Here is a 14,935-nt window from a genome sequence, read left to right on the forward strand (position 1 = left end):
GATTATGGACCGTTCGTTTGATGTGATTGTGGTCGGGGGTGGCCATGCAGGGTGCGAGGCTGCTGCCGCCGCTGCCCGGTGTGGTGCGCGCACGCTTCTGCTGACGCATCGCAAAGATACCGTTGGGGCAATGTCCTGTAACCCGGCCATTGGCGGCATTGGTAAAGGGCATCTTGTGCGTGAAATTGACGCGCTGGATGGCATTATGGGGCGCGCTGCGGACCGTGCCGGGATTCACTTCAAACTGCTCAATCGCTCCAAGGGGCCTGCTGTGCAGGGGCCCCGCGCGCAGGCTGACCGCTTTCTTTACAAACAGGCCGTGCAGGATCTGCTGGCTGAAATGCCTGATCTTATCTGCGCCGAAGGCGCTGTGAGTGATCTGCTGTGCTCGGAGACAGGGGCTGTGCAGGGTGTTGTATGTGAAGATGGCACACACTGGCAGGCCAGTGCGGTAGTTTTGACAACCGGAACCTTTCTGGATGGTGTTATTCATATTGGGCATAAAAGCCAGCCTGCTGGGCGCGTGGGGGAACAACCTGCGGTTGCGTTAGCCAGGCGACTGAAGTCTTTAAATCTGACAATGGGGCGGCTCAAAACAGGCACTCCGCCGCGGCTATTAAAAAGCAGCATAAATTGGGAAATGCTGGCGGAAGATAAGGGGGATGCATCCCCCGAACCCTTCAGCCGTCTGACCACTACAATTACAAACCCCCAGATGGTGTGTGGCATCACGTTCACAACAGAAAAAACGCACGATATTATCAGGGAGTCTCTGCATCTCTCGGCAGTCTATGGGGGGGCAATTTCAGGCCGTGGGCCGCGCTATTGCCCGTCGATTGAAGATAAAGTTGTGCGTTTTGCGGAAAAAACCAGCCACCAGATCTTTCTGGAACCTGAAGCTCTGCCTGAGCACCAGGGCGGGCATCTGATCTATCCAAACGGTATTTCCACCAGTCTGCCTGCCGACGTGCAGGAGGCAATGATCCGTTCCATCCCCGGCCTTGAGAACGCAGTGATTGCCCAGCCGGGTTATGCTGTTGAATATGACTACGTGGACCCACGGGAACTCACGGCGTCTCTGGAACTCAAAAAATGCAAAAATCTGTTTCTGGCTGGGCAGATTAACGGAACAACAGGGTATGAAGAAGCTGGCGCGCAGGGGCTTCTGGCTGGAGTTAATGCCGCGCGCAGGGCTGTCGGGCAGGAGGCTGTCAGCCTTGATCGCGGGAAAGCCTATATTGGCGTGATGGTGGATGATCTCACCACGCAGGGTGTGAGCGAGCCGTATCGGATGTTTACCTCCCGCGCGGAATATCGTCTGACTTTGCGGTCCGATAATGCGGATATGCGACTTACACGGATTGGCATGGACTGGGGCTGCGTTGGGGAAGAACGACGCGCTATTTTTGAAAAAGATTGCGCAGATATCAAAGAACTGACTGAAAGAGCAGAGCTGGAAGGCTGGCTGCCGCAGGTCTTGGCGCAGACCGGGCTGAAAGTGGCACTGGACGGGCGGCGCAGAACCTTACTGGAAATTCTGGGGTATGGTCTTGAGGATGCTGTGCTGGAAAAGCTTGCTCCCTGGTATCTGGTAGCGCCGGAACGTGCCCGGCATTACGTGACGACACAGGCCCGCTATAAAGGCTATCTTGTGCGGCAACAGCGTGAGATTCGTCAGCTTGAAGCAGAGGCTGAAATCCGTTTTCCCGGAGATATGGATTTTAACGCAATTGGGGGGTTGAGTTCAGAAATGAAGGAACGTCTTGAGCGTGCCCGTCCAGAAAATTTTGGGGCAGCCCAAAGAATTCCGGGCGTAACCCCCTCTGCTCTGGTAGCGGTTCTGGCGCATGTCAGGCAAAAGGCGTCTGCCCGATGATGAACCTGCCAGAAACAATGCATGTTTCACGTGAAACGCAGGAGCGGCTGGAAGCCTTTGTAGCACTTCTGGAAAAATGGAACCCGAGGATCAATCTCGTCTCCTCGCGGGATATTGCCAGTGTATGGGACCGGCACGTGCTGGACAGCCTCCAGTTAGCCCCACTGGTGGCCGGGCAGGCACGGTTTATTGATATGGGGTCCGGTGGGGGCTTCCCCGGCGTGATTGTCTCAATCGCAACAGGTATGCCCGGAACATTGATCGAGTCTGATCAGCGTAAGGCGGCCTTCCTGCGGGAAGCTGCACGGGCCACGCAGGCTCCGCTTACGGTGCTTGCTGAGCGGATTGAACAGGCTGAGGTCCTTCCGGCCCCTGTGGTAACGGCCCGCGCTCTGGCCTCCCTGAGCAGGCTTCTGGACTGGACTGCGCCCCTGCTGGAAAAAGACGGGAAAGCCTTTTTTCTGAAAGGGCAGCAGGCGGATGAAGAGTTGACCGAGGCCCGACGCAGCTGGCACATGGATGTGCGCATCCACCGCAGCATAACAAGCCATGATGGTGTGATTCTTGAAGTGAGCAATCTTGAACGTGTCTAAGTCTGACAAAAAAACAAAAACGTGCCGTATTCTGGCAATTGCAAACCAGAAAGGTGGGGTTGGGAAAACAACCACGGCCATTAATGTTGCCGCAGCTCTGGCGGAAGACGGTGCACGGGTCGTGCTGCTTGATATGGACCCGCAGGGGAATGCCTCCACCGGGCTGGGTGTCGGGTATGATGCCCGGCAGGGCGGGGCTTATGCCCTGCTGATGCATGAAAAGCCCGCAGCCGACCTTTTGCAGCCAACCGAAATAAACGGTCTGTCCGTCATTGCCGCTAATACCGAACTGGTCGGGGCTGAGATTGAACTGGTGGACGCGGATGAGCGTGAAACCCGTCTGCGCGAGGCCCTTGTCCCGCTGGCGGAGAGTGCGGATTACATCATCATTGATTGTCCGCCCAGCCTCAGTCTGCTGACCCTGAATGCCCTTGTTGCCGCTGATGGTGTAGTGGCTCCCTTGCAGTGTGAGTTCTTTGCGCTGGAAGGGTTAGGGCATCTGGTCAAGACGATCGACCGGGTGAGAAAAAAGCTCAATCCCACCCTGAAAATGGCCGGTATCGTGCTGACAATGTATGACAGACGAAATAACCTGTCCGAACTTGTTGCAGCGGATGCCCGGAGCTTTTTCGGGGATGATGTGCTTGAAACCATTATCCCGCGTAATATCCGTATTTCTGAAGCACAGAGCTATGGGCAGCCGGTTATGACGTATGACCCGCGGGCCAGTGGTGCCGCCTCTTACCGGGCTTTGGCGGCGGAAATTAAGGGGAGAGCATCCTAGGCATGTCTCAGCGTAAATCTTCTGCCCGCCCTAAACTCGGTCGCGGCCTTGCCGCCTTGCTGGGCGATGTTGCTCCCTCGGTTGCCGCGTCCTCTTCCGGGGACGCGCAGCCTGCTGCTGTGCCTAAGACGATACAGCCTGTCAGTTCTTTATCGGTAGACGTGCTTGTCCCCGGACCATTTCAGCCGAGGCAGGATATGGAACCGGGTGCGCTGGAGGAACTGGCGGAGTCGATCCGGGCGCGGGGGATTCTTCAGCCTATTCTTGTAAGGCCTGACCCGGACAAAAAAGGGCAGTATCAGATTATCGCCGGGGAACGCCGCTGGCGTGCCGCACAACTGGCACAGTGCCACACAGTACCCGTGCATGTGCGTGATCTGGATGAAGTAGATGCCATGGCGGCGGCTCTGGTTGAAAACCTTCAGCGGGCTGACCTCAACCCCATCGAAGAAGCTGACGGTTTTAGCCGCCTGATGGAAGATTACAGCCTGACGCAGGACGAACTGGCAAAAGCCATTGGCAAGTCCCGTCCGCATGTTGCCAATACAATGCGCCTGCTCCGCCTGCCAGAGAGCGTGCGGAAGGCCGTTGGAGCAGGGGCCCTGTCTGCCGGGCATGCCCGCGCTCTTCTCGCGCATCCTGACCCGATTGCGGCTGCGAAAGAGGTTATTGAAAAGGCGCTTTCCGTAAGACAGACGGAAAAGCTTGTGCAGAAGGCACTGGAAAGCAAAGGGAAGCCTCAGCCCGCTCCGGTGAAGAAAACAGCAGAACCGGAAATTGCCGCACTGGAGCGGGATCTGGGCGCAAGGCTTGGTCTGAAAGTCCAGGTTCACTTCGATGGGCGGAAAGGGGGCTCGCTGCAAATTCACTATAAGAGCCTCGATCAGCTTGATGATGTGCTGGCACGTTTAAAAAGCTGAAAATTCAGACTTGTCTTAAAAGAAAGTGGGTGATAGAAAGCATCCACTTCAGTTCAAAGAACTGTAAGGGCGCATAGCTCAGTTGGTAGAGCAGCTGACTCTTAATCAGCGGGTCCAAGGTTCGAGCCCTTGTGCGCCCACCAATCTTTTCAAAGACTTAGGTGGTTTTCAGGCTTCGGGGTTCATCATCCCGCCAGTCTTCCGGAGTCAATCCGGAGTCATTTGATTGGCCTTTATGTGCTGGCAGGGCAGGGGGTCTTTTCCGAGTCTGCTCAGAGATCCTTCCGGCTTAGTCATCTCCACAAAATTTTGATCGCTTCTTTTGATCCCTCGCTGGTGACTTTTGTCTGCAATTTCGCGGGGATGAAAATTTGCCTATGGCGCGGTCCTGGCACTCATAGACCGTAGAGATTTAACACCCCCCACCCCTTCCGGGCATTTGGCCCTCAATCAGAGTGAAAATGGCTGTTTTCTGACGTTTTTCCTGACTTTTCATTGCTTCTCTTTGAAAAACTTGATTTTTTTCAAAAAACACCAAGAAAATCTGTGCGTGAGACTGGTGCGGTTGCGGTGCCTAAACGGCATGAGACTTTAATCAGCCCCCCTTGCCGAGACAGGTAAAGCCATGCGCGAGCTGCATGGACAGAGCGCGTTCTCTCATGCCCCACACTTCCACCCCTTACCTAAAAAAAGGTGTACAAGGTGTGACAGGTGTAACAAACCCCGTAACTATCTGTTTTATAATAGAAAATCTGTTACACCTTTTCAGTGTCAGCCGTTACACCCGGTCTAAAGAGGTGTAACAGTCTGAATATAGGAATGGCTGTTTTCTGCCATTTATGATCAAAGCCCTAAGAAAATACCTTGCCAGTCTCTCTTTTTGAGACAGGGAAAAAGACTGTTTCCAGCCTGTTTTGTCATGATCTGAACGCATAACAAGTGGACCATAATTGCTTAAAAGGCTAAAAAACGCGGGAAAGAAACCCGCGCGCTGCCCGCGCGCACCCAGCCCACGGCACAACGCCCCGTCAGGACGCAGCAGAAGCCGCCAGACAGCGATAAACAGAGGTCCGGCCCATACCTAGCTGCTTGGCTATCTCCGTGGCACTCACACCCTTAGCCACCAATGCCTGCACCTGCTCAGCCTGACTTCGTGCTGTAGGCTTGCGCCCATTATAGCGGCCCTCCGCTTTTGCCTTCGCTATGCCCTCACGTTGGCGCTCTTTCATAATGTCTCGTTCAAACTCAGCGACAGCGGCCAGCATGGTCAGCATCATTTTGCTGGTGGGGCTGGTGGTATCCAGTGTCATGCCGTTCATGGACAGCACGATCAGGCCGCAACCCTTTGCCTTGACCTCTTCCACCAGCCGCAGCAGGTCCGCAGTGGAACGGGCCAGCCTGTCCGGCTTGGTCACTACCAGCACATCACCGGCCCGCATGTGATCGAACGCCGCACTTAACTGAGGCCGGTCTGTGCTGCTACCGCTCACCTGTTCACGGAAGATACGTTCACACCCATTGGCTGACAGGTCACGGGCTTGCGCTTCAAGCCCTGCCACCTGATCGGTGGTGCTAGTCCGTGCGTATCCGATTTTCATGTGAGGGCGTTCCTAAAACTGTTCCAAAAGGTCTAGACCCTAGACTTGTATCGTCCCAAAACTCTAAAAACAACCCTATTGGAACAGAAAACAGGAGTAAAAGTGTTCCACACCATTTGTTCCAATAGACCTTGCCCTATTGGAATAACCTAAGCCATGTACCAGACGCATAGCGACACGAAACACCCCAGATACAGAAAAGGCCAGCACTGTGCTGGCCTCTGGCTGGAGTAATGAAGGTGTTAGTCAGGCAGCTTTGCGGAAAGTGATCTGTGCCTGTAATCCTGCTCTTGCTGCCATACTCAGAAGACTATCCAGAGAGAACCTGTCAAACTTCCGGCGCATCAGATCGGAAACACGAGGCTGGGTGACGCCAAAGGCATCCGCTGCCTGCACCTGTGTCATTTTGTTATCTTTCATAAAGCGTTCAAGGGCCGCCATAACTTCGAAACGAAGCTTCATCTGCTCAGCTTCTTCCCGTGTATCGCAGATTGCATCCCACACGCTATCGAAGGTCTGGGAAGCAGCGAACTCCTCTGTTTTCTTGGTCATTCCTGCTTCTCCTTTTTCTGCTTTGGCACCGGAATGTCTCATGCATTATGAGCGGAGGGCAGTCGCTTACCCTCCGGCCTGTCCAGCTTACTTGTCACCCGTGGCAACCGCCAGAATATCGTGATGCACTTGGTAGAGTCTGACTTGCCCCTGACCCGGAGGGCGCAAGAGTTCAGAGAACTTGCCGTCCTTGGCCGGAATTAACAGGCCACGCTCAACAAGCATTTTCTTTGCATCCCGTGCGCTCAGGCCATTCAGGGCTTCATTCATGCCATCAGATGTTAGCAGGTAGAGCCAGACGTAGCGGCCATCCGGAGCTTTGACCCAACGCCGCCAGCCTGCCCGGTTCATTGTGCGGTAGCGTTCTTTTGGTGGCTCGCCATTCTCTCCGCTCTGAGGTTGCTCCTCTGCTGACTTATCTATCCAATCCTCAAATCGGGCAGACGCATTGCGGGAGATGAAGTCGCGTAGCTGCTGGATGGCCTGTTCGTCCTCCCTCCGGCCGACTGTGCCGCGTAACCGCAGCCAGTCGGCAAAGCACAGGCCCACCAGCACCTCTGGCATGTCACGGTCCCAGCCGGTCAGGTCAAATTCTGTGGCCAGTTCTCCGGCCAGAGCAATCATGGCAAAGCGCCGCGCGACTGAGCGCACCTGCCCGGAAGCCTTTGGCCAGTTTTGCAGATAGATGGTCGCTATGGTGTCCATCCGTGCCAGCAGGGCTTCACGGAATTCTCTCATGCCCTCCGCTGCCATGCGGTCTGCCAGATGCTCCATAAAGGCCCGGAAGGATGCGCCATAGAATTGCCCGCAGGCATTTGCCAGATAGTCCGCAAACTCTCCGGGCGTGTCGCAATGGTGTGTTTCTTCAAACAAACCCATACCGGCTCCGGCATCGGCTGGCATATCCACAAACCGCACTTCCTGCCCTGCTTTGGTGCTCTTGCCGCATTCCCTGTTTAGGTCAGCCAGTGTCTTTTCACCATTTGAGAGAAACAGTATCCGAAAGAGGGGGGTAGACCGTGCACCACCCGTCCGACTGGCCCGCATCTTGCCCTGCCCGTTGGCGAGCATATAGGCCACGTCACCAATTTCTTTCGGGTCTAGCTGGCCGACTTCGTCCATTGCTAGCAGGGCATCACAGCTTGCCGAGGCCACACTTTCCATACCGTTACCAGTAGAACGCCATGACCGGGCATACCCCTTGGCTCCGCCTTCTGGTGTCCCTCCGCACACACTGCACGCAACCACAAGGGCTGTGGATTTCCCTGCACGGGATGCACCAACAAATGACACGCCACCGCCATCCAGCCCCAGCACACCTAGCAACGGGGCGGCAAAAGCGATGGATACTGCCAGGACAAGGCGTGAGTTTCCTTTGCAGAACTGGCCGATATTGCTTTTCCAGTCTTCCGCAGAGCCAGATACGCCAAAAAGGTTTGTATCCTGCTCAGAGGTTTGCAGAACAACCCGCTCTTTCAGGTTGCCGTAGGTTGCATCTGGCAGCACGTAGACCTTGCCACCGTTCAGAGTGTGCCATCCTATCCGGTTGACGGAAAACGCCCGTTCCTCTGTAGCGATGGAAGCCAGCCAGTCTGCAAAAGCAGCTTTGGCGACTGAACCTGCCTGAAGGGTAAGGCCTCCGTCTGCTAACTGGCTCCGCAATTCCGCACAGTCACCCGCGAACATGGCGCGAGGAAAAGCCTGTTCATGCTGCTGGCCGTCCCGGTCTGTCCACCCCAGCAGAATGCCCCAGCCTTTACCGTCTGCCCCGCGTGTTTCGGCTATGATCCAGACAGGACCAGAAAGCTTCATGTCCGTCTTGTTATTATCTGTAGCCTTCCGGAACAGCCCGTGAGCATCACAGAAAAATCGGCCGCACGGAGACTCTATGCGTTTGCCTGCTACTTTGCTTTTCGTGCCGGGCATGGAAACAATTTTGGCGGACGTCAGGCCTGCCCGCACACCGTCACGACCGTTCTGGTCCTGTGTCTTTGTCATGATGCGTCAGGACATTATTCCAGTCCTGCCCCTGTATTTCAGGCATAGCGAGCCGAACAGTGCGGCCCTGCTGTGCGAATTGTGAGAGTGCAGCATCCAGCGCCTTCCGTGCGGAGGTATTGCCGGTATCGTTATCTGCTGCGACGATAATTTCCGTGAGTGTGTCAGGCAGTTTCATGGCGGCCATGTTGCTGAGGCTGACAGCAGAAAGAACCCTGTGTTCCGGGCAGGCGATGGCACAGGACAGGGCAGTCTCTATGCCCTCCGCAACAATCGCCACATCACCCTCCGGCGCTAAATCCAGCGCCTTGCCGGAAGCCCCACGCCAGAGGCGGATGCAACCACCCGAAAAACCACCAAGAACTTTCTTTGCGTTTTGAAGATCAGCCTTGGCCCATGTGCCGGAGGGCGATTGCGCCAGCCATGTGCGATGCACGGCCACCAGCTTTCCTGTAGGTCCGCAGATTGCGGCCAGCATGGCGGGGAGGGGKTTACGCACCTCCGCACACCAGACGGCAGGATGAAACCGCAAGGCACCCGGAGCGCGGCCCAATGCCCGGAGGTCTATGCCACGCCCTGCCAGATAGGCTTCAACAGGTGTGCCAGCTATTCCGGCTGGGGTGTCCATCCATAACCGGCGAGCCTTGGCCCTCCGCTGCTGTGCTTCTTTGTCCAGTTCCTGAGAGTTATTCAGTTTTTCTTGAACGGCACGGCGTTGGATAGGGGCAGCGTTTGTAGTTTCACTCAGCCCCAGCCAGTGAGAGGCCCATGCCATAGCCTGCTTACGGTCACCACCAAACAGGTTGGCCGCCACAAGGTCCAGAGCATCGCCACGCTCACCACTGGAGAAATCCGCCCATACGCCCCGCCGTGCGCCGGAGAGACGCACGGCAAGGGATTGCCCCGGCTCTCCGGCCAGACTGCCCACGCGCCATTCTACGCCGTCCTTTTTGCCACGTGGTAGCAGTTCCGGCGCAAGGCGCGTGATGTGGTCAGCCAGAAGGCGCGCCAGTTCGGAGGCATTAGGCCGCCGCATGGTTTGCTATTCCCGGCGAAATGATACGAGCTTTCAGATGCGGCTGAGAAGCCGTCAAAAGCAGGACTGATCCCAGAGAGCGGACAGCTTTCCATGCATCAGCAGCCGCTCTCCAAATGGGGAGTGCCTGAAAGTCCTGATTGCCGCTCTGAAAATCCTGCTCAACTTTATAGAGATAATGGTCACAAGCCCCCCGGAACCCCTCCAGCAAATCCCGAGCATCCAGTTCCGTGCCGTTGCGGTCTGGAGGGAGCTTCAGTAAATCGGCATGGTCCAGATTTTGGCGTAGCCACAGCGCTCCCATGCTGGCAGGTGCTGCAAGGCATATTTCCTGCCTGCGTGGGACTTGCCCCATAGCGGGCTTTGCAAACCCAACCTGCCAGAACCAGAATTCCCGCTTGTTTACGATACAGGCGGCATCATGCAGAGCCGGGTGTGTATCAGCATACAGGGCGCTTTCTGTGGAAAGCATCAGTTCATCAGCCGCAGCCCGAAAAGCCACACGTTCCACCGTATTGAGGCCTAAGCCTTCCGGAGGGTTCAGCAGGCCAAGGATAGCGAAGGTTTTAACCCCTTCGCAGAACAAAGCCGCAATCATGCTGCACCTCTGGCTTTTACAGAGGCTTCAGCCGTGCTTTTGCAGGACTGTGCAGCAACCCAGATGCGGAGGGCTTCCATTGCGTAGCCAATACGGCGCTTGGTGAGTTGCACGTAAGCCGGGCCGGTGCCATCCAGTCTTTTTGCCTGCAAGGTGCGTGGGGCAAGGTTTACCAGTGCCGCTGCCTCGGCTTCTGATACGACCAAAGGCATAGAGCCGCCTTTTTGATGATGTGCGGGAAAATGAGCAATGCTACCCATCATCTGTATCCGGTCATTCTGAGATTGTGCCGTTGAAGGCATAGAGAAAACTCCTTTAGTTCATGGTGTCCCTTGCTGCATGTGCTTGCTGCATGGGCATGAACTGAGGATTACGAGAGACTGTTCGTTCAGGTCTTTTCAGAACTGTTCAGCCTGAAAAGTACTGAAAAAATGCTTGTTAACCTGAATAAGGGTAAGTTTTATTATAAACTCCCATAAGGCGCTGGACCTTGCTTTTATCCAGACTATTGCCTTCAGCTTTATCTACGAGCATCCAAGCTGCCCTATGGACGTTTTGAGCCTGACCGGTCGAAATCAATTCATGCATTTTTTGGGCTAGATGAGCATCATTGCTTCCATAGCCTCTACTTATATATTTTTTATGTTTATCTTCAATTTCAATAGTTTTTCGCTTTGACATATACACAGATGAGACCTCTTTTCCGTCTCTTTTTACTGGAGGATGCGGCGTATAAATCGAAACCTTCTTCCATTGTTTTGAAGCTGTTGATATTGCGGAGTTTTGTAGGCTTATTTTACAATGCTCCCATACAACAGGAAGAACCTCCTCATCAGTATCGGAATAGCAAGCGCGGAGCATTCCACCTGCCATGATTGGACGAAAAAGTTTTAGAAATTCTCTTATTAAATCAATAGGGATAGTACATCTTGGTATAGAAAAATCAGTGCCATAAAAATATGCAGGCCCAGCAACGAGTGGTTCTATGAATTCTTGGTCTCCATAGGCGATCATAGCGCAGCCAATAGGCAGACCATCTATACAGATTATACGGACATCAAAAAAAACAATTCCTTCTGATATAATCTTATTTTTATGGAAAAGTATCTTACAATCAAAAGAAAAATAGGAGCATGGGATTTCATGCCAAATACTTTCTTCAATATGACGTTTTCCATAAGCTTTTATTCTCCCACTCTTAAGCATTAAAATAATTTTCTTGTAATAATAATTTCTATTTTCATAGTATTCTATAAGAAATTTTGGATTGATTGATACTTTATTTAAGAAATATTCCTCGTTCCCAAATTCAGAATATGCTTGGTCAGGTAGTGCATTCCCATAGCAATCCAAACAACGACCAAGACTAGCGCACATGCTCATAAAAAAGCTTGCACATCGGAAGTCTAAAAAGCCCAGACATTCTGGAGCATCAGATAATTTGACTCCATTTATCAATCTATCTTCTGTAGATGGTAATCTTTCATATATTTCGATCGTCACAACCGCCCCACGTCGGTTACTCCCATGAACCATAGAAGGCAGCGCGGCGGGCCTGTCATGGGGGTCAGGCGTTCGGCGGCCAAACCTAGCCGCGCTCACCTCATTAATCGGGAACAAAACCGGAATAGGCAATAGGGAACCAGCGGAGGGGTAGGGCATGGCTATCATGCGGCACCCCCAGCCACATCCCGCGCCAAAGACATTGCCAGCAGGATTTCAGGTGTCTGCATCCCGCCATCATCCCAGCGCACGCTGGATGGCAGGCAGCGTTCAACTACCTGAGCTTTGGCTTGCCAGCCCTCCGTAGTTACGGCGCGAATACCGGACAACTGGCCTATTGCCTGCGCACGATCTGCTATCAGGGCATCAAACTTTGCCTCCCATACGGGATATTCCAGTGACTTTAAAGGTGGCTCCCGCACGGCCTCCATAGCGAGGATGGCGCGTTCTGCTCGCCAGTAACGGGCCAGCACATCCAGAAGCAGGGCGTCTGGCCCCGGAGCGGTGCGAGTGGAAGTCACAGCAGGCACGGCAGCCGCAGTGGCGGCGAGGGATGCCCCCAATACGCTACGGCGGGAAACGGAAGGATTGCTCATACCTGAGAACCCCCGGTCAGATCACCCAGCAGGCTCATGACAAGCAGGAACTCTCCGGAGTCGTCGGACAAGTAGCAATCGCGCATTATGTCTGGCAGCAGGCTTTGCAGGATAGCAGCTTTGGCTTTCAGGCCGGACTGAGTGCGGGCAGGCGTTTGGGCAAGCTGTTTCACAAGCAGACCTTCCTGCTGGCAAAGCTGCTCTAGCTTGGCCTCTAACCTCTTCTGTTCGGGAGAGCCGTATTCGTGTTCTGCCAGATAATCAGCAGACCATATTTCATTGTGGACCTGCCAGAATGCGTCAGAGAGCGCCTGTAAGGCGGCATCCTGAGAGTGAGGTGCGGCGGAGGCCATAACGGGCAGGGCGGCTGCTGTAGCGGCCAGCACAGAGGCAAGGGCACCACGGCGAGAGAGGCCGGAGGGCTGTGTGGTCTGACTCATTGCATTACCTCCGCACCAACAGCAGCAGAAGCCACCAGAATAGAGTGAGGGCTGCTGTGGTGGTGCGTGTGGATTGCTACCCCTCCGGAGGGGCTGTGCAGGTGTTCAGGGTGCAGGAAGCCAGCCAGAGCTAGCAGAGAAAGGCCAGCCACAGCGAAGGCGGCCAGAGCATCGCCATGCAGGCGAGCAGGTGTAAGCACTGCCCAGCATGTGCCGGGCATGGTATAGGCGCGGTCAGCCATTACCGTCTCCTAGTGCGAGCGGTTGTGGTTAGGCAGGGCTTAGAGGGTGGTAGCTCTATGCCTTGCCGCCTTGGCTTTAGAGCCTAAGGTCGCTACACTGTCACCACGAATGGCGGAAACGTCAAGCAAAAACTCGACACAGTGTAGCGAAGTTATATGACGCCAGAGCAATGCAAGATGGCCCGTGCTGGGCTTGGATTAGGTGTTAGGGAGCTTGCCGTATTGGCAAATGTCTCCACGAACACCATTACCCGTCTTGAGCGTGGAGAAGCCCTATATCCGCGCACTGTGGAAGCCATCCGTTCCGCCCTAGAAACCGCAGGCGTCCAGTTCATCCCTGAAAATGGCGGTGGGGTTGGGATAAGACTGCGGAGGAAAATATGATTACAAAAATTGATATCATAAAATTCATTTACAAAGAACGAACAGTAATTCTTTCCTCAAGCATAGGATTCTTTTTTTATATAAAAATAATAATGAGAAATTGGATAAAATCTTATGACAAAATAATTAAAAACTATAAATTGATAATAATATCTGACTTATTGTTACCTATTTCGTGTGTTTTATGGGTTGTGGTAGGAGCTTTTTTTGAAGAAATGGGAATTTTTGATTTGGCATTTATTTTATTAGCCATTTTTTGTGTATCTAATTGTATTGTTTATTTTTTCGAGCTTAAATATATAAAGAATCCGCTTATTTATTCATATAAAGACTTGGAGAATGATAAAAAGAATTATCAAAATTTTTTTGAAGGAATGTACATTTTCTCTGCACTTTTAATATCAATTATTGCTGCGTATGAAAAAATAAGAAAATATAATGACATTAATATTTTAACGTATTTATCAGTTATTTCTGCATTTGTATTTGTTCCGAGGATGTGTAAATTTTTACTTGAAATAAATAAATTTGAAAATTTAAAGATTTTTTTGAAGGATTAATCTACAAATTTTTAGTGGTTTCTGCACGGATAGATATTGTCAGTCACGCTATCCAATTTTTCTTGAAAGGAGTGAACCTGTAAGGATTGCTTACAGGTTGGTTGCCGGTTCAAACAAGCTTGCGTGATGAATGAGGTTGAGTAGAGCAAAATGAATAACGGCGAGATCATTCTATACAGCACAGAAGATGGCGCTGCCACCATTACCCTCAAGGCAGTTAACGGTACCGTTTGGCTATCACAAAAAGGTATGGCTGACTTATTTGATCGTGATGTAACGACGATAAATCAACACCTTAAGAACATTTTTGAAGATGGAGAATGTTCCCCGGAGGGAACTATTGGGAAATTCCCAATAGTTCAAATGGAGGGAGAGCGGGCAGTTTCCAGAGAGGTAGAGTGCTACAATCTGGACGTTATTCTGGCTGTTGGTTTTCGCGTTCGTGGGAACCGTGGCACACAGTTCCGCCGTTGGGCAAACAGCGTTCTGAAAGAGTATCTCGTTAAAGGGTTCGTGATGGATGACGAACGCCTGAAAGATCCGCAGTTTGACCATTTTGATGAACTGCTGGAACGCATCCAAGCCATCCGGGCTTCTGAGGCGCAGTTCTACCGCAAGGTAAGGGACATTCTGGCCCTGAGTGATGATTACGAACCCAGCAGCCGTGCCTCTCTCTCTTTCTACGCAACCATCCAGAACAAGATGCTTTACGCGGTTACAGGGCATACAGCGGCTGAATTGGTTATAGAGCGTTCCAACCCGACAGCTCCGAATATGGGGCTGACTGCGTGGAAGCATGGACGTGTCAGGAAAGAAGATGTGACAGTAGCTAAGAACTATCTTGGTGACCTTGAGATTAAAGAACTTAATCTGATCGTGAGCATGTTCCTTGACACGGCAGACCTCAGAACGCGGCGCAGACAAACCATCAAGCTGGCAGAGTGGGATGGGATTCTAGATCGCTTCCTCGAAAGCAATGAACTGCATGTGCTTAGTGGTAGAGGCAGCCGGTCTCAGGCAACAGCAGAGACGATTGCCCATAGACGCTATGAAGAGTTTGACCAAGCCCGCAAAGACGCGGCCCGTAAACTGGCAGAAAGCGAACCTGACATTGATGTGAGTGCCGCGCTGGGAGAAATTGAGCAAAAAACACGGCAGACTCGACGAACACGCAAACCCAAAAGCGAGTAATTGATTATAGACTTAACGGGTTGTGCTGCTCTCTAGCCGGATTGGCAGATCAGCGTCTCTAGGG

At 52.9% G+C, this 14,935-nt stretch carries 17 protein-coding genes and 1 tRNA gene; 8 read left to right on the forward strand and 10 right to left on the reverse strand.

All coding sequences use genetic code 11. The features are described from left to right. Positions 1–4 precede the first annotated feature (4 nt). From mnmG to KP699_RS00560, 5 genes are all read left to right on the forward strand, one after another. Entirely contained in the window at positions 5–1,876 is a 1,872-nt protein-coding gene (gene mnmG / locus KP699_RS00540) for a tRNA uridine-5-carboxymethylaminomethyl(34) synthesis enzyme MnmG (protein WP_215761300.1), read from the forward strand. Continuing rightward, entirely contained in the window at positions 1,873–2,469 is a 597-nt protein-coding gene (gene rsmG, locus KP699_RS00545; RefSeq protein WP_215761301.1) for a 16S rRNA (guanine(527)-N(7))-methyltransferase RsmG, read from the forward strand. Before mnmG ends, rsmG begins: the two co-directional genes overlap by 4 nt. Further along, on the forward strand, positions 2,462–3,253 hold the full coding sequence (locus KP699_RS00550) for a ParA family protein (protein ID WP_086654517.1): 792 nt from the start codon (positions 2,462–2,464) through the stop codon (positions 3,251–3,253). Before rsmG ends, KP699_RS00550 begins: the two co-directional genes overlap by 8 nt. Next, positions 3,247–4,173 (forward strand): ParB/RepB/Spo0J family partition protein, encoded by a 927-nt coding sequence (locus KP699_RS00555; protein WP_212374926.1) that lies wholly within the window; start codon positions 3,247–3,249, stop codon positions 4,171–4,173. Before KP699_RS00550 ends, KP699_RS00555 begins: the two co-directional genes overlap by 7 nt. A gap of 67 nt (positions 4,174–4,240) precedes the next feature. Next, a tRNA-Lys gene (locus KP699_RS00560) sits at positions 4,241–4,316 on the forward strand. An 885-nt stretch (positions 4,317–5,201) separates the two neighbouring features. Here KP699_RS00560 and KP699_RS00565 read toward each other — a convergent pair. The 10 genes from KP699_RS00565 to KP699_RS00610 form a co-directional block, all read right to left on the reverse strand. Continuing rightward, complete coding sequence (locus tag KP699_RS00565; protein ID WP_215761302.1) at positions 5,202–5,771, reverse strand: recombinase family protein; 570 nt, start codon at positions 5,769–5,771, stop codon at positions 5,202–5,204. A gap of 246 nt (positions 5,772–6,017) precedes the next feature. Continuing rightward, positions 6,018–6,323, reverse strand: coding sequence for a helix-turn-helix domain-containing protein (locus tag KP699_RS00570; protein ID WP_215761303.1), 306 nt, complete (start codon positions 6,321–6,323; stop codon positions 6,018–6,020). Between the two features lie 87 nt (positions 6,324–6,410). After that, on the reverse strand, positions 6,411–8,321 hold the full coding sequence (locus KP699_RS00575) for a DUF927 domain-containing protein (RefSeq protein WP_215761304.1): 1,911 nt from the start codon (positions 8,319–8,321) through the stop codon (positions 6,411–6,413). Then, the gene (locus tag KP699_RS00580) at positions 8,290–9,357 is read right to left on the reverse strand and encodes a toprim domain-containing protein (RefSeq protein WP_215761305.1); all 1,068 of its coding nucleotides are present in this window, start codon (positions 9,355–9,357) and stop codon (positions 8,290–8,292) included. Before KP699_RS00580 ends, KP699_RS00575 begins: the two co-directional genes overlap by 32 nt. After that, a complete protein-coding gene (locus KP699_RS00585; RefSeq protein WP_215761306.1) occupies positions 9,344–9,955 on the reverse strand; it encodes a hypothetical protein in 612 nt (203 codons plus the stop codon). Before KP699_RS00585 ends, KP699_RS00580 begins: the two co-directional genes overlap by 14 nt. Next, positions 9,952–10,257, reverse strand: coding sequence for a DNA-binding protein (locus KP699_RS00590; protein WP_215761307.1), 306 nt, complete (start codon positions 10,255–10,257; stop codon positions 9,952–9,954). Before KP699_RS00590 ends, KP699_RS00585 begins: the two co-directional genes overlap by 4 nt. A gap of 136 nt (positions 10,258–10,393) precedes the next feature. Continuing rightward, positions 10,394–11,626 carry a hypothetical protein gene (locus KP699_RS00595; RefSeq protein WP_179194487.1) on the reverse strand — a complete coding sequence of 411 codons (1,233 nt, stop codon included), beginning with the start codon at positions 11,624–11,626 and terminating at the stop codon, positions 10,394–10,396. Beyond that, the gene (locus KP699_RS00600; protein WP_252346712.1) at positions 11,623–12,054 is read right to left on the reverse strand and encodes a hypothetical protein; all 432 of its coding nucleotides are present in this window, start codon (positions 12,052–12,054) and stop codon (positions 11,623–11,625) included. Before KP699_RS00600 ends, KP699_RS00595 begins: the two co-directional genes overlap by 4 nt. Next, positions 12,051–12,494 (reverse strand): hypothetical protein, encoded by a 444-nt coding sequence (locus KP699_RS00605; RefSeq protein ID WP_215761308.1) that lies wholly within the window; start codon positions 12,492–12,494, stop codon positions 12,051–12,053. The genes KP699_RS00600 and KP699_RS00605 overlap by 4 nt, the downstream gene beginning before the upstream one ends. After that, positions 12,491–12,736: a hypothetical protein gene (locus KP699_RS00610; RefSeq protein WP_215761309.1), complete on the reverse strand. Its 246-nt coding sequence runs from the start codon at positions 12,734–12,736 to the stop codon at positions 12,491–12,493. Before KP699_RS00610 ends, KP699_RS00605 begins: the two co-directional genes overlap by 4 nt. A 177-nt stretch (positions 12,737–12,913) precedes the next feature. Between KP699_RS00610 and KP699_RS00615 the strand changes: the two genes are divergently transcribed. From KP699_RS00615 to rhuM, 3 genes are all read left to right on the forward strand, one after another. Further along, positions 12,914–13,120: a helix-turn-helix domain-containing protein gene (locus KP699_RS00615; protein WP_215761310.1), complete on the forward strand. Its 207-nt coding sequence runs from the start codon at positions 12,914–12,916 to the stop codon at positions 13,118–13,120. After that, a complete protein-coding gene (locus KP699_RS00620) occupies positions 13,117–13,680 on the forward strand; it encodes a hypothetical protein (RefSeq protein WP_215761311.1) in 564 nt (187 codons plus the stop codon). The genes KP699_RS00615 and KP699_RS00620 overlap by 4 nt, the downstream gene beginning before the upstream one ends. A gap of 150 nt (positions 13,681–13,830) precedes the next feature. Beyond that, positions 13,831–14,871, forward strand: a complete 1,041-nt coding sequence (gene rhuM, locus KP699_RS00625; RefSeq protein WP_215761312.1) for a RhuM family protein — start codon at positions 13,831–13,833, stop codon at positions 14,869–14,871. Positions 14,872–14,935 lie beyond the last annotated feature (64 nt).

The sequence above is a fragment of the Acetobacter sp. P1H12_c genome (genome assembly GCF_018811975.1).
Lineage (GTDB): Bacteria > Pseudomonadota > Alphaproteobacteria > Acetobacterales > Acetobacteraceae > Acetobacter > Acetobacter persici.

Excerpts from the sequence above, each read along its gene's own strand:
- mnmG (WP_215761300.1), top strand. The coding sequence starts at position 5 with ATGGACCGTTCGTTTGATGTGATTGTGGTCGGGGGTGGCCATGCAGGG.
- rsmG (WP_215761301.1), top strand. The coding sequence starts at position 1,873 with ATGATGAACCTGCCAGAAACAATGCATGTTTCACGTGAAACGCAGGAG.
- KP699_RS00565 (WP_215761302.1), bottom strand. The coding sequence starts at position 5,771 with ATGAAAATCGGATACGCACGGACTAGCACCACCGATCAGGTGGCAGGG.
- KP699_RS00570 (WP_215761303.1), bottom strand. The coding sequence starts at position 6,323 with ATGACCAAGAAAACAGAGGAGTTCGCTGCTTCCCAGACCTTCGATAGC.
- KP699_RS00575 (WP_215761304.1), bottom strand. The coding sequence starts at position 8,321 with ATGACAAAGACACAGGACCAGAACGGTCGTGACGGTGTGCGGGCAGGC.
- KP699_RS00585 (WP_215761306.1), bottom strand. The coding sequence starts at position 9,955 with ATGATTGCGGCTTTGTTCTGCGAAGGGGTTAAAACCTTCGCTATCCTT.
- KP699_RS00590 (WP_215761307.1), bottom strand. The coding sequence starts at position 10,257 with ATGCCTTCAACGGCACAATCTCAGAATGACCGGATACAGATGATGGGT.
- KP699_RS00595 (WP_179194487.1), bottom strand. The coding sequence starts at position 11,626 with ATGATAGCCATGCCCTACCCCTCCGCTGGTTCCCTATTGCCTATTCCG.
- KP699_RS00600 (WP_252346712.1), bottom strand. The coding sequence starts at position 12,054 with ATGAGCAATCCTTCCGTTTCCCGCCGTAGCGTATTGGGGGCATCCCTC.
- KP699_RS00605 (WP_215761308.1), bottom strand. The coding sequence starts at position 12,494 with ATGAGTCAGACCACACAGCCCTCCGGCCTCTCTCGCCGTGGTGCCCTT.
- KP699_RS00610 (WP_215761309.1), bottom strand. The coding sequence starts at position 12,736 with ATGGCTGACCGCGCCTATACCATGCCCGGCACATGCTGGGCAGTGCTT.
- KP699_RS00615 (WP_215761310.1), top strand. The coding sequence starts at position 12,914 with ATGGCCCGTGCTGGGCTTGGATTAGGTGTTAGGGAGCTTGCCGTATTG.
- KP699_RS00620 (WP_215761311.1), top strand. The coding sequence starts at position 13,117 with ATGATTACAAAAATTGATATCATAAAATTCATTTACAAAGAACGAACA.
- rhuM (WP_215761312.1), top strand. The coding sequence starts at position 13,831 with ATGAATAACGGCGAGATCATTCTATACAGCACAGAAGATGGCGCTGCC.